Origin of the sequence: Stenotrophomonas nematodicola (genome assembly GCF_009467805.1) — a bacterium.
Taxonomy (GTDB): domain Bacteria; phylum Pseudomonadota; class Gammaproteobacteria; order Xanthomonadales; family Xanthomonadaceae; genus Stenotrophomonas; species Stenotrophomonas nematodicola.
Map to the genome: position 1 here is coordinate 129857 of NZ_WIAY01000002.1, position 13799 is coordinate 143655.

The window sequence follows — 13799 nt, forward strand, 5'->3', positions numbered from 1 at the left end:
TCACGTGGACCGGCACTACGTCACGTGGGCGGGCACTACGTGACGTGGGCCGGCACTGCTCAATACCGTTTGATGCCCGGGACGGTGCAGCCGTCCAGCTGCGCGTGCGCCGACACCGCGTTTTCCTTTTCGCCGCGGGCCAGGCGGGCCTGTTCGATGGTGGCCCAGTGGCGACGGCACAGCGGCCCGGTCTTCGAGCCGAGGTCCACGGCCTTGCGCGACAGCGCTTCGGCGCGCGCCCAGTCGCCCTGCAGCAGAGCGATTTCGGCCCGCTCCTGCAGCACGGCCGGATCGCCCTCGACAATCAGCAGGGCCTGGTTGAGCGCCTCTGCCGCGCCAGCCAGATCGTTGGCCTGGCGGCGGGCCTGGGCATGCGCGCGCAGGTCGTCGACCTGGGCATCGCGCAGCGGCTGCACCGCCAGTTCAGTGTCGTCATTGCCGGCAGCAGCGTCGACGGCGGCCAGGCGCTGGGCCGGGCTGACCGTGGCAACCACCGGCGGTTTTACCGGCGGCGTGCTGCTGACGCACGCGGCAAGGGACAGGCTGACCGCGACCAGCGCGATCGGACGAAGCGGGAACATCGAAGACATGGCAGGACTCAACGCGCAGGAGGGGTGGCCGCCGGCGCGCTTTGCGCCGGTTCAGGGGCAGCATCCTGCTTGCGTTCCATTCCGAACCAGCTGCGCCAGCCGCCGCCCTGGGTTTCACCGTCCCCCTGCCCGTCACCCTCACCCTCCGGCAGCACGGCCGGGGGCGCACAGGGCGCATAGGCGGGGGCGTAGCCCACGACGAACGGGAAGCGACGGGCTCCCGGACAGGTTTCATCGGTACTGGCGGTGCCGCTGGCTTCCACGTACTGCCAATCCAGTCCCTTGTTGCTGACCCGCAACGGCGAACTCGGCAGGCGGGTGAAGATGCCCGACCAGACCCGCATGGCGCCGCTGGCACCAAACAGGCCGGTCTGCGCGTTCTGATCGTTGCCGATCCACACCACGGCCAGGTGGTCGCCGGTATAGCCGGCATACCAGCTGTCGCGTCCGTCGTTGGACGTGCCGGTCTTGCCGGCGGGCTGCAGGCGGGCCAGGCCGTCGGCGTTCAGGCGCTGGGCGGTGCCGCTGGACACCACCTGCTGCAGACCGATGCTGATCAGGTTGGCGGCGATCGAGTCGCCCTCCTGTGCCGGCGCGGGGGATTTGTCATAGCGTTTGAGCAGCTTGCCCTGCGGATCGAGCACGCCACGCACGGCGTGCAGCGGCTGGATCTCACCGCCGGAGGCCAGGAACTGGTACAGCTGCGCCATCGCATACGGGCTCTGGTCGGTCGCGCCCAGGATCACCGCCGGATTCGCTTCGGCCTTGATACCGGCCAGCACATGGATCAGCTGGGTGAGCCGCTGCGGCTCGACCGCCATGCCGATCCGCACCGTGGCCTGGTTGTAGGAGTGCGCCAGCGCATCGATCATCCGCACCGTGCCGTGGCTGCGGTTGTCGGCGTTGCCAGGCGTCCAGCGCTTGCCGCGGCTGAGCTGCACGGTCACCGGCGAATCATCGACCCAGCTGGCCAGCGAGTAGCGGTCCGGTTGCGCCAGCGCCAGCAGATACACGAACGGCTTGAGCAGCGAACCGACCTGGCGCTGCGCTTCGATCGCACGGTTGAAGCCGGGCTCGGACACGTCGCGGCTGCCGACCACGGCCAGCACGTCGCCGTTGTGCACGTCGGTCAGCACCAGCCCGGCCTGCAGCTCGGGGCGACGCTTGGTTTCCAGCGACTTCAGCGTGCGCGTCACCGCGCCTTCCGCGTACGCCTGCGCGGAGGGCGACATGCCGGTCATCACGCTCAGGCCTGCGCCCTGCAGCGCGGCCTCCGGGTAGTCGTGGCCCAGCTGGCGGCGCACCAGGTCCACGTAGGCCGGGAACCGGTTCGCCGCGATCAGGCCGGGATTCTTCGGCACGCCCAGCGGCGCCTTCAGCGCACGCTGGTACTCGGCATCGTCGATCAGCTGGCTCTCATGCAGCTTGCCCAGCACGAAGTTGCGCCGGTCCAGCGCGCGCTCCGGGTTGCGCCGGGGGTCGTAGTAGGACGGGCCCTTGACCAGACCGATCAGCAGCGCGACGTGCTCGGTGCCGAGCGAGGACAGATCGCGCCCAAACCAGAATTCCGCACCCGAGGACATGCCGTGGATGGCCTGGCTGCCGCGCTGCCCGAGGTACACCTGATTGAGGTACGCCTCCAGGATGGTGCGCTTGTCGTAGCGCGCCTCCATGATCAGCGCGTACAGCACTTCATTGAACTTGCGGGTGACGGTCTGTTCCTTGCCGATCCCGAGCAGACCGCTGCGGGCCAGCTGCTGGGTCAGCGTGGACGCGCCCTGGCGGCTCTGTCCGCCGGAGCGCACCGTCACCCAGATCGCCCGCGCGATGCCGCTCAGGTCGATGCCGTGATGGCGGTTGAAGTCCTTGTCTTCGACCGCCTGCAGGCCGGTCACCAGCAGTTCGGGGGTCTCTTCGATCCGGACCAGGCGCCGTTCTTCCTGCTTCTGCCCGTACAGCGTGGCAATCCGCGCCGGGTCCAGGCGCGCGGCCTTGAGCGCCTTGCGGCTGTCGGCATCGCGCAGCGAGGCAACCTGGCCGCCAGACAGGCTCAGTTCGACGCGGCGGGGCGCCACCGGGCCGTCCACATCGCTGTAGCCGCGGCTGGAAATGATGAAGCGGCCGCCCTCCTGGGCATAGGTGGCCACCGGTTTGCCGGTGCCGTCTTCCCGGTAGGCCGACGCCGCCAGTTCGGTCTTCAGTGTCTGCGCATCCATCGCCACGCCGGGGGCCAGCACCAGCGGGCGCGCGTAGACACGGGTCGGAATCTGCCAGCGCAGTTCACCGAAACGCTGGGTGACCTGTTGGTTCAGGTACACCGTATAGGGGATCAGGAATCCCAGCGCGAGCGCGAACGCGGCCATGCCCCAGGTGATCAGGCGGCGGCGCCACTGCGGCCAGCGGCTTTCGGTGTCGTCGTCGAACTCGTCGAACTCGTCGGAATCGTGGCGTCGGGGCACGGTACATTGCGCAACAGGAGGATCGCGGCAGTCTAACGCAGCGCAGCAGCCGTTGCGGCGCCTGCCTGTGCGGCGTTCAGGCGGCTACGCAGGCGGCATGGGACCGCTGCGCCCGCGCACGCCATCCCAGAGGCCGCGCAACATGAACCGCAGGCGAACCAGGCGGGGCGCGATGACCACCCCGTTGCTGATCAGCTTGAGGACAAGCCGCGGGAGATCCTGGCCCACCCAGACCCGGGAGGTGTGCGGACGCCCGTACAGCAATACCCGGTTGCGCATGATGTAGTACAGGCGGAACGGCTTGTGCACGATGACGCCATCGCGCTTGATCCGGGACGGTCTCAACTGCTCGCCGATGCTGTGCTGCATCTGCGCATCACAGACGCCATACAGCCCCAGGCCCGCCGCCGTCGCCCGGAAACACCAGTCCATGTCGATGTTGTCGATGAACAGCGACTCGTCCATCGGGCCCACGCGATCCAGCGACGCCAGCGGAATCAGCGAACCGGAGGTGATCAGGAAATCGCAGGGCACGTACTGGCCCGGGCCGCCATACAGCTTGTGGTTGATCGGAAAACCAAGACGGATGAACGGCGCAAGATCGCCACTGCGCGAATCGCGGAACTGGGGGCCCACCGCCGCCACCGGTCCCTGCTGCTGCAGCGCCGCCAGCGCCGTGGCGAGGGTCTGGACCATGCCGGCTTCCAGCACGCTGTCCTGGTCCATCAGCATCACGTGCCCCACGCCGATCCGGCGCGCCTGCTCACACGCACGGTTGAGCGCTGCACCGAGACCGACATTGACCGGCGAGGCGATCACACTCACGCCCTCCCCGGCGAGTGTGTGCAGCCGGGCAGCCACATCCGCCGCCGGACTGCCGTTGTCGAACACCACCACGTGCCCGACCTGGTCACGCACGGCTGCGACCACGCGCGCCAGCAGATCCAGATCGGGCGCGTAGGTCACGATCACCGCGCAGATGTCGGCGGCAGCCACGGCCTGCCGGGGGGGCGTGGCCTGGGAAATCGTCATGTCGGTCACTTCACATCCAGAAGATCGATGGCCAGCGAACGCAGGCCATTGGAAAAGCGCGTGTAGCGCCCGCTACGGTACTCGCCCCATACCTGCCGCGCGCGCGCCCAGAACGACCCGGGCAGCGCGGCACGTGCGCGCGCATGCAGCAGCCGCTGCTGCACCATTGTCCGGCGTTCGGCCGACAGCACCAGGCCGTCTTCGATCCGCGCCGACAGGGCTTCCAGCTGTGCAACCCGCTTGGTCAGGTACGCCCGGCGCGCCGCGCCGTCATGCATCACGCGGTCGCGCACGCCACGCCGCCGTGCGCCGACCTGGTTGCCGCCGTGCTGGCGGTAATCGACCAGGGGCGGCTCCAGGCAGTCCAGGCCATCGCCGGCAGCCGCGACCAGCGCCAGCCACTCGTCATGGATCCAGCCCGGCGCGACCGGCAGGGCGACATCGACCAGGCCACGGCGCAGCGCGGCCGTGGCACCGGTCACCACGTTGCGCCCGAGCAGCACCTCGAATGCCTCGCCGCGGTGCTCGCGCGCGATGTCATCGGCACCCACCTCAAGCACCTCGAACAGACGCGCACCGAGCGGCTCGCCCTGCCCGTCGACGAGCCGGGCGTCGCCGTGCAGCATCGTCAGGGCCGGGCGGCGCTCGAACGCCGCCGCAAACTCTGCCACCTTGTCCGGATGCCACACATCGTCCTGATCGCACAGGAACACGATGTCGCCCCGGCAGTGGCGCAGGGCGTACTCGAAGTTGCGCACGTAGCCCTGGTTCGCCGCATGCCGATGCAGGTCGACCTGGATGCCGAGCCCGCGCAGCGTCTCCGCTTCCTGTTGCAGGCACGACCAGGTCGAATCGCTGGAACAGTCGTCGCAAATGACCACCTGGTCAGGACGCCGGCGCTGGGCAGCGATACTGCGCAGCTGCCCGGCCAGGAACGCTTCTCCATTCCAGGTGCAGAGTGCAACGGAGACCTGCAGGCCGCCGGCCGTGGTCACGCCACATCCCGGGCGGCAGTCGCACAGCGCGCCGGCACGCTGCCGCGCGGAGCGCGGCAGGGAGAGCGGAAGAAGACACGGGCATGCGTGGGCATTGCGGGGCTGGGCGGAAATGACAACGGCGGCACTATAGCCGACCCGGGTCGGCGGTGCGCCGCGGCTCAGCCGCCCTGCGCGCTGCGCAGGCGTTCGGCGAAGGCCGGCAGCTCGGGCAGGTCCGGCTGCCAGTGGCGCGCCTGGTCCAGCGCCTGCGCGGCAAAGTCGATATCACCGGCGCCGAGCCGCTCGCTGCCGATCGCCAGCCAGCGCTGGGCGAGGCGTTGCCGGGCCTGCGACAGGCTCGCATCGCTGCGCGCCAGGGTCTGCCAGGCCTCCAGGCATGCGCCTGCGGCGACCACCCGGTTTTCACGCAGACGGTCTTCGAAGCAGGTGCGGCTGGCCGGCAGCAGCCGCCCGGCGGCGGCGCGCACGCGCACATCCTGCGGCGCCAGGGCCTGTGCTTCGCGCAGCGCGTCGTAGGCGCTGCGGCCCGGTGGCGCGAGAAAGTCGCCACGCGCTTCGGCCTCCTCGATGCGCCGCAGCAGCGCCATCAGGCTGCGCTCGCGCTGCGCCCGCGGCGCGGTCGGCGCCTGCAGCGCCCGTTGTGCCTGCCGGGCCTGCTCGATACCCCGGCGCGCGTCGGCCAGTGTGCGCGCCGACGCCCCCAGCGCCTGGGCCGAGGCGAGCGCCTGCCCGGCCGCCTCGAAGCGGAAGTCACCGGCCAGGCGCGCGGCGCGCTGCAGGTGGGCCTCGGCCACGCGCTGCAGTCCCTGGCGCGCGGCGGCGTCGTCCGGCGCCGCCGCCAGCACCGCCTGGAAAGCGGTAACCGCCGTCTCCAGGCGCTCCCGGCGCAGTGCCGCCTGGCCGTCGCGCAGGCGCCGCTCCAGCGCAATGTTCAGCGCTTCCTCGGTAGCGGGCAGGTCCACATGGCCGGCATCGAAGCCACGCGCACGGCGCACGGCCGCCGCCGCGGCAGCCACATCCCCCCGCACGGCGTTCGCCCGCGCCTGCTGCAGCAGATCTGACAGGGCATCTTCGCGTCCTTCCAGGGCCTGCACCTGGGTGGGGACCAGCACCAGCACCTGCTGGTAGAGCGGCAACGCGCTGTCCGGGCCGTCGTCCAGGCGCTGCGCCTGCAACGCGGCGGCCGCGCGCGCCAGCAGGTCCTCCACGCCGGCGCGCGCCACGCGCTGCTGGCGCAGCTGCTGGGCCACCCCATCGACATCGCGCCGCGGCACCTGCAGCGTGCGCGCCAGTGCCAGCGCCGTCTCGGCAGCCTCGATGTCGCCTTGCGCCAGCGCACCGCGGGCCTGCTGCACCGCCGCCTGACCGGTGCGCACCAGTCCGGCACGCGCCTCGGCGCGGTCGCTGTCCATTGCCTGCGCGGCCTCATACCACTCGCGTGCGCCGGTCCCATCGGTGGCGGTCAGCCGGCCGGCGGCCAGCGCGCGGTCGCCCTGCTGCAGGAGATGCTCGATCGGCGGTGCGTCCCAGAACCAGTTGGCCAACGGCCGGCGCAGCAGCACCAGGGCAATGAACAGGACCGCCGCTGCCAGCACCGCCCAGCGCCAGATGCGCCGCGCATGACGTGCCTGCAGCCACCACCAGCGCCCTTCGCGACGGACGCGGCTCAGCACCTCGTGCGCGCGGTTCTGCCTGTCAGCGTCACGGCTCATGCCGCGAGCCTAGCCGGCGTCACGTGAGGTCAGCCTAGACGCCGGGCTTCGCTGACACCCGGCAGGGCATCCAGCTTGCCCAGCAGCGTGGACAACTGACCGTAATCGCTGACCTTCAGCCGCAGCCGCAGGTGCGCACGACCACTGTTGCGCACGTTGTCGCTGTGGATGTCCAGCACATACGCGTCTTCCTGCGCGATCAGATTGGTGATGTCCTTGAGCAGCCAGCGCCGGTCCACGGCCTCGACCACCACGTCCACTTCGTAGCCACCGCCGGCCTGGCCCCACTCCACCGGCAGGATGCGCTGCGGGCTGGCCGCCGACAGGCGCGCCAGTGCGGCGCAGTCGGTGCGGTGGACAGTGACGCCACGGCTGCGGGTGAGGTAGCCGACGATCGGCTCGCCGGCCACCGGCTGGCAGCACCGCGCGAGCTGCACCAGCAGGTTGCCCACGCCCTGCACGGTGAATTTGGACTTGCCCAGGCTGTCGCGGCGCGCGGTCGGGCGCGGCAGTGCCGGTGCCGTCGGCTGGCTGGCGGCACGTTCGGCCTCCAGCAGCGCACGGCTGACCTGGCTGGGGCCGGTATCGCCCAGTGCGACCTGGATATACAGATCGTCCACGCTGTCGGCATGGAATTTTCTGGCCGCCACGCCGAGGTCGGCGTGCTGCAGACCGAGGCGCTTGAGTTCACGGTCGAGCAGATCGCGACCGGCCTGCACATTGCGCGCCCGGTCCAGCTTGTGGAACCAGCCACGGACCTTCTCCCGCGAGCGGTTGCTGGCCAGAAAGCCGTTGGAGGCCAGCAGCCAGTCGCGCCGCGGATCGGCCTCCTTGGAGGTGAGGATCTCGACCCGGTCGCCGCTGCGCAGGCGATAGGTCAGCGGCACGATGCGGCCGTTGACCTTGGCGCCCCGGCAGCGGTGCCCGACCATCGTGTGCACGTGGTAAGCGAAATCCAGCGGCGTGGCGCCCTGCGGCAGGTCCATCACCTCGCCTTTGGGGCTCAGCGCGTACACCCGGTCCTCGGTCAGCTCGGCATCCAGCGCGCCGGCCAGTTCGCCGGCCTGCCCGTCCTGGGAATGCTCCAGCAACTGCCGCATCCAGGTGATCTTGCGATCAAACGCCTTCTCCGCGCCCTTGCTGCCTTCCTTGTAACGCCAGTGCGCGGCCACGCCGAGTTCGGCCTGGGCGTGCATGTCATGGGTGCGGATCTGCACTTCGATGGTGCGCCCTTCCGGGCCGACCACCGCCGTATGCAGCGAGCGGTAATCGTTTGCCTTGGGCCGCGCGATGTAATCGTCGAATTCACTGGGTACCGGTGCCCACAGCGCATGCACCACGCCCAGCGCCGCGTAGCAGGCGGCCACGTCATCGACCATCAACCGCAGCGCACGGATGTCGTACAGCTGCTCGAAGGCCAGCCGCTTTTTCTGCATCTTCCGCCAGATGCTGTAGATGTGCTTCGGGCGGCCACTGACCTCGGCGTGGATGCCCTGAGCGGCCAGTTCGCGCGCGAGCGCCTTCTTGACACTTTCCACATAGCGCTCGCGCGCCACGCGGGTTTCATCCACCTCGCGGGCGATGCGGCGGTAGGTTTCCGGCTCCAGATGGCGGAACGCGAGGTCTTCCAGTTCCCACTTCAACTGCCAGATGCCCAGGCGGTTGGCCAGCGGCGCATGGATGTCGCGGGTGAGCTGGGCCAGCGCACGGCGCTGTTCGTCCGGCAGGCGGTCGGCCGCGCGCATGCGCGCCAGCTGCCGCGACAGCAGGATCGGCACCACGCGCAGGTCCTGGATGATCGACAGCAGCAGCCGGCGCAGGCCCTCGCTGTTGCGACCGGCCTCGCGGCCGGCGTGCAGCGCCCACACCTGGTCGGCCGCGTCCTGGCCCTCCAGCAGGCCCACCACCGCCGGCTTCAGCGTGCCCAAGGGCAGGCCGTCCAGTCCGGCGCGCAGTCCCGGCAGGTCGAACAGCAGCGCGGCCAGCAACGCGCTTTCATCGGCCGACAGCAGCGCCAGCGCGTCCAGCGTGTCAGCCAGCACCGTCCAGCTGCTGCGCATCTGCTGATCGGTATCGGGCGCCTGCCAGCGCGCGCGCAGCGCCTCGCACAGGGCAGGCGGCAGCGACGACGCCGAGGGTCGGTTCAACAAGGCATCCAGGCCGGGGACAGAAGCGCGGTTCACAGCATCGTGCAGACAAGACAGAGGTAGCTACACTAGCGCCGCCCGTGCGAGGGAACAATCAAAACCGCTGCACCGGCCCATTGGCCCTACACTGCGTTCATCCCAAGGAGACCTGCCATGCGCTTTTCCCGTCTGCGGTTGTTGGCCGCTGTGGCCGTCCTGCTCAGCCTGTCGGCACCTGCCTGGGCACAGCGCGTGGTCGAAGGCGACCTGCAGCAGCAGATGACGCCGGAGGAATTCAAGGCGGCCGGCCTGGACAAGCTCAAACCCGCCGAACTGGCCGCACTCAACAACTGGCTGCAGGGCAAGGTCGCCGCCGTTGCCGCCGATGTGCGCGAGCAGGTCCGCGAGCAGGTCAAGGAGCAGGCGCGCGAGGAAGGCCGCCAGGAAGTGATCGTCAAGAACCGCGGCTTCTTCGACTTCGGCAGCAGCGAGCCGATCATCAGCACGCTGGAAGGCGAGTTCCGCGGTTTCGGCAAGGGCCGCCGCTATGTGCTGGCCAATGCACAGGAGTGGGAGCAGACCGACAGTGCCAGCCTGTCCGGCATCCGCGCGCAGTCGCCGCAGGTCACCATCACCCCCGGCGTGATGGGCGCCTGGTACCTGCAGGTGAAGGGCGCCAACACCCGCGCCAAGGTCCGTCGCGTCAAGTAACCGCGACCGCCCCGCGCAACCCGCGGGGCGGTCATTGGCTCAAGGCCTGCGCAGCGCCGCCACGCGCTGGGCCAGCTTCTTGGCTGAAATCCCGCTTTTTGCCCCAAGCTCCTGCGCGAACAGCGACACCCGCAGCTCTTCCAGATCCCAGCGCAGTTCCTGCCACTGCGGACGGTCGCGTTGGCCACGCTGTTCGGCCTCGTGCAGCGCGTCCAGGAACGGGCGCAGTTCCAGCATCCGCGCCTGGTCGCGTGGCGGATCGCGCTTGGCACGTTCGGCACGCAGGATCATCGCGCGCAGGTAGCGCGGCAGCTGTGCGAGCGCATCGGCCGGCGTATCGCGCAGGAAGCCGGGATGGATCAGCGCGGCCAGCTGCTGCTCCATGTCGTCCAGATTGCCGCGTGCCCAGCCCATCAACGGTGCTTCCAGCTGCGGCTTGAGCTCGGCGACGTGGGCCAGGATGTTTTCGGCCAGTTTCAGCCGCGCCATCGCCTCGCCGAACAGGCCTTTGCCCGCCGCATCGCGCCGCTGCGCGAACGCGGCCGGGTCGCGGATGTCACCCAGGCCATCGGCCAGCACCGCGTTCATCGCCGCCTCGACCAGATCCCCGCGCAACCGCTCCTGCGATTCGATCGCGGCATACAACAACCCGGTCTTGGGCGGAACGGGCAACTGCTTGCGCGCCTGCTTGGCCTTGTCGGCCAGCGCGATCTCCAGCAGGCGGCGCACCCCGCGCGGATGCTGCTCCAGTGCTTCGTTGCGATCGGCGAAGATGCGCAGCGCGGCGCTCTCGCCGTCATCCACCAACGCCGGATAGGCCGGCACTCCGGCTTCGCCGGGCACCTGCAGCGGAATCGCCGTGGCCGGGAAATCACGCAGCCCGTCGGCCGCCAGCGCCCGCCCGGCCCGCGCGGCGAAGGCCGCCCCGGCCTTCTCGCCGAAGCGTGCCCGCAGCGCATCCAGATCACGGGAGGTGGCCAGCAGCGTGCCATTGGCGTCGTGCAGGCGCAGGTTCATGCGCAGATGCGATTCCAGCGCGGCATCATCGAAGTCGGTGGCCGCCACCTGCGCCCCGGTGGCCCGCGACAGGAACCGCGCCAGTTCGCCGCGGATATCGTCAGCGGTGGGGTCCGGGTACGCCTCGGCGAACGCACGGCCGAAATCCGGCGCCGGAACGTAGTTGCGACGCATCGCCTTGGGCAGGCTGCGGATCAGCGCCGAGGCCTTGTCGGCGACGAAGCCCGGCGCAAGCCACGACAGCCGCGCCGGATCCAGCGCATTGAGCAGGTGCAGCGGAACATCCAGGCTGACCCCGTCGTCCTCGCTGCCGGGTTCGAAGCGGTAATGCAGCGCCAGCCGCGCGTCGCCCAGCGGCAGGTACGCCGGATAGCGGTCGGCATCGCTGCCCTCGCCGGGCAACAGATCGGCCAGCGTCCACGCCAGCGCGCGCCGCTTGTCCGGCGCCAGTCCCTTCCACCACGTATCCAGGCCGGTAGCCGAATGGATCTCGGCCGGGATCCGGTCCAGGTACCAGCGGGCCTGCCAGCCTTCGTCGGCGACGATGCCGGCACGACGCAGCTTGGCCTCTTCCTCGCGCGCCTGCTCCAGCACCTTGAGGTTGTCGGCGATGACGCTGGCGCGCGTGTTGATCTCGCCGGTCACCAGTCCCTGGCGCACGAAAATGTCGTGCGCCTCGCCCGGCGCGATGCGGCCGTAGTGCACCGGCTTCTTCGGTGCCAGCACCAGCCCGAACAGACTGATCTGCTCGGAGGCCAGCACCTGGCCCTGCGCGCGCGACCAGTGCGGGTCGAAGTGCTTGCGCAGCAGCAGGTGCGGCAGCTCGGCGATCACCCAGTCCGGTTCGATCGCCGCGTTGGTCAGGCCCCAGATTTTCTGGGTATCCAGCAGCGTCGCGGTGAGCAGCCACGGCGGCGGCCGCTTGGCCAGCACCGAGCCGGGGAACGGCAGGAACCGGCGCTGACGCGGGGCAAGGAAGTCGCCCTTGTCGCTGCGGTGGCCGATCTGCGTGGGCAGGCCGGCGATCAGCGCGCGGTGCAGCGTCTGGTAGGCCGCAGCGCGCACCTTCTCACTGAAGCCACCGCGCGCCTCGCGGGCGTCGGCAGGCGCGGCCGATGCCGGTGCCGCCGTGGCTGGGAGCGGCTCGGCCTTGCCCTCGCGGGCCAGGCGTGCGGCACGGTGCTGCTGGCCACGGGTGGCTTTGATCCTGGCATCATCGTCGCGCGTCGGCGCCGGCGCGGACGATCCGGCCAGCAAAGGTTCCAGCGCCGTTGCGGCCGGCTCTTCGGTCCAGCCAAGTTCTTCGCACAGGACGCGCAGCTGGCGATGCAGCTCGCGCCACTCGCGCATGCGCAGGAAGCCAAGGAAATGGCGTTCGCACCAGCCCCGCAGCTTGGATTGGGTCAGGTCCTCATGGGCCTGGCGGTAGCCGTCCCACAGGCGCAGCACGCCGACGAACTCGGAGCGGCCGTCGGCAAACAGCGCGTGCGCGTTGTCGGCGGCGGCGCGCGCTTCGGGCGGGCGCTCGCGCGGTTCCTGGATACCCAGGAACGCGGCGATCACCAGCATCGGCCGCAGGCATCCCTGCGCCTGCGCCGCCACCAGCATGCGCGCCAGCTTGACGTCCACCGGCAGGCGCGCCATCTGTCGCCCGACCGGAGTCAGCCGACGCTCGGCGTCCACCGCGCCCAGTTCACCCAGCTGCTGCCAGCCATCGGCGATCGCGCGCTCGTCCGGCGCTTCGAGGAACGGGAAGTCCTCGATCCGTCCCAGGCCGAGCTGCAGCATCCGCAGGATCACGCCGGCCAGGCTGGAGCGGCGGATTTCAGGGTCGGTGAACTCGGCCCGCGACAGGAACTCCGCTTCCGAGTACAGGCGGTAGCAGATGCCCTCCGACACGCGTCCGCAACGGCCCTTGCGCTGGTTGGCGCTGGCCTGCGACACCGCTTCGATATGCAGGCGGTCCAGCTTCTGCCGCGGGCTGTAACGCTTGACCCGGGCCAGGCCAGGATCGACCACATAGCGGATGCGCGGCACGGTCAGCGAGGTTTCGGCCACGTTGGTGGCCAGCACGATGCGCCGTTTGCTGCCCGGGTTGAACACCTGGTCCTGGTCCTTCACCGACAGCCGCGCGTACAGCGGCAGCACCTCGGTTTCGCGGTACTTGCGCCGTTCCAGGGACTGGTGCGCGTCGCGGATCTCGCGTTCGCCGGGGAAGAACAGCAGGATGTCGCCGCGCGGATCGAGCCGGGTGATCTCATCCACCGCCGCCACCACCGCCTCGTTCAGGGTGCGCTCGCCGTCGCGGCCGCCCTCCTCGTCGCCGCCGCCCTCGCCTTCCAGCGGGCGGTAGCGTACTTCCACCGGGAAGGTGCGTCCCTCGACACTGATCACCGGCGCATCGTCGAAATGCTCGGCGAACCGCGATGTGTCGATCGTCGCCGACGTCACGATCAACTTCAGGTCCGGCCGCTTTTTCAACAGCTGCTTGAGGTAGCCCAGCAGGAAGTCGATGTTGAGGCTGCGCTCGTGGGCTTCGTCGACGATGATCGTGTCGTACTGCGAGAGCCAGCGGTCGCTGCTGATTTCCGCCAGCAGGATGCCGTCGGTCATGAACTTGATGCGGGTGTCGTCGCCAACCCGGTCGGTGAAGCGCACCTGGTACCCCACCGTGGTGCCCAGCTCGGACTGGAGTTCCTGGGCCACACGGGTGGCCACCGCACGTGCGGCGATCCGTCGCGGCTGGGTGCAGCCGATCATCCCCGCCACGCCCCGTCCGGCGGCCAGACACAGCTTCGGCAGCTGGGTGGTCTTGCCCGACCCGGTCTCACCGGCAATCACCACGACCTGGTGGTCGCGGATCAGGGCGGTGATCCGTTCAGCTTCACGCGCAATCGGCAGGGTGTCGTCCAGACTGATCGTCGGCCGGTTCCGCGCGCGTGCCTCACGCCGCTGTACCGACGCCTGCAAGGCCTGCTCGAACGCGGCCGCCACCGCCGCATCGGCCGGTTTGGCGCGACAGCGCGAGAGCATCCCCAGCAAGCGACCGCGGTCGCGGCTCATCGCCCCGTCGATCGCGCGCTGTTGCAGGTGCAGAGAGGAAACGGAGGGTTTGTTGATAGCGGTCATCAATCGGATCGTTTTAAAACTTTGA

General features: G+C 69.9%; 8 protein-coding genes. 1 reads left to right on the forward strand and 7 read right to left on the reverse strand.

The window, feature by feature from the left end; all coding sequences use genetic code 11:
- Positions 1–59 precede the first annotated feature (59 nt).
- From GDJ08_RS08130 to GDJ08_RS08155, 6 genes are all read right to left on the reverse strand, one after another.
- The gene (locus GDJ08_RS08130) at positions 60–581 is read right to left on the reverse strand and encodes a hypothetical protein (RefSeq protein WP_017356294.1); all 522 of its coding nucleotides are present in this window, start codon (positions 579–581) and stop codon (positions 60–62) included.
- A gap of 17 nt (positions 582–598) precedes the next feature.
- Positions 599–3049 carry a penicillin-binding protein 1B gene (gene mrcB / locus GDJ08_RS08135; RefSeq protein ID WP_153164664.1) on the reverse strand — a complete coding sequence of 817 codons (2451 nt, stop codon included), beginning with the start codon at positions 3047–3049 and terminating at the stop codon, positions 599–601.
- An 84-nt stretch (positions 3050–3133) separates the two neighbouring features.
- Complete coding sequence (locus tag GDJ08_RS08140; RefSeq protein ID WP_165699778.1) at positions 3134–4081, reverse strand: glycosyltransferase family 2 protein; 948 nt, start codon at positions 4079–4081, stop codon at positions 3134–3136.
- Between the two features lie 5 nt (positions 4082–4086).
- Positions 4087–5076, reverse strand: a complete 990-nt coding sequence (locus tag GDJ08_RS08145; RefSeq protein WP_153164666.1) for a glycosyltransferase family 2 protein — start codon at positions 5074–5076, stop codon at positions 4087–4089.
- Positions 5077–5237: 161 nt separating this feature from the next.
- Positions 5238–6791: a hypothetical protein gene (locus tag GDJ08_RS08150; protein WP_153164667.1), complete on the reverse strand. Its 1554-nt coding sequence runs from the start codon at positions 6789–6791 to the stop codon at positions 5238–5240.
- 29 nt (positions 6792–6820) lie between these two features.
- On the reverse strand, positions 6821–8974 hold the full coding sequence (locus tag GDJ08_RS08155) for a RelA/SpoT family protein (RefSeq protein WP_017357209.1): 2154 nt from the start codon (positions 8972–8974) through the stop codon (positions 6821–6823).
- Between the two features lie 117 nt (positions 8975–9091).
- Between GDJ08_RS08155 and GDJ08_RS08160 the strand changes: the two genes are divergently transcribed.
- Positions 9092–9628, forward strand: coding sequence for a hypothetical protein (locus GDJ08_RS08160; RefSeq protein ID WP_017357210.1), 537 nt, complete (start codon positions 9092–9094; stop codon positions 9626–9628).
- A 39-nt stretch (positions 9629–9667) separates the two neighbouring features.
- On the opposite strand, the gene hrpA is transcribed toward GDJ08_RS08160, so the two are convergent.
- Positions 9668–13774, reverse strand: coding sequence for an ATP-dependent RNA helicase HrpA (gene hrpA, locus GDJ08_RS08165; RefSeq protein ID WP_153164668.1), 4107 nt, complete (start codon positions 13772–13774; stop codon positions 9668–9670).
- Positions 13775–13799 lie beyond the last annotated feature (25 nt).

Excerpts from the sequence above, each read along its gene's own strand:
- hrpA (WP_153164668.1), bottom strand. The coding sequence starts at position 13,774 with ATGACCGCTATCAACAAACCCTCCGTTTCCTCTCTGCACCTGCAACAG.
- GDJ08_RS08130 (WP_017356294.1), bottom strand. The coding sequence starts at position 581 with ATGTTCCCGCTTCGTCCGATCGCGCTGGTCGCGGTCAGCCTGTCCCTT.
- GDJ08_RS08150 (WP_153164667.1), bottom strand. The coding sequence starts at position 6,791 with ATGAGCCGTGACGCTGACAGGCAGAACCGCGCGCACGAGGTGCTGAGC.
- GDJ08_RS08140 (WP_165699778.1), bottom strand. The coding sequence starts at position 4,081 with ATGACGATTTCCCAGGCCACGCCCCCCCGGCAGGCCGTGGCTGCCGCC.
- GDJ08_RS08160 (WP_017357210.1), top strand. The coding sequence starts at position 9,092 with ATGCGCTTTTCCCGTCTGCGGTTGTTGGCCGCTGTGGCCGTCCTGCTC.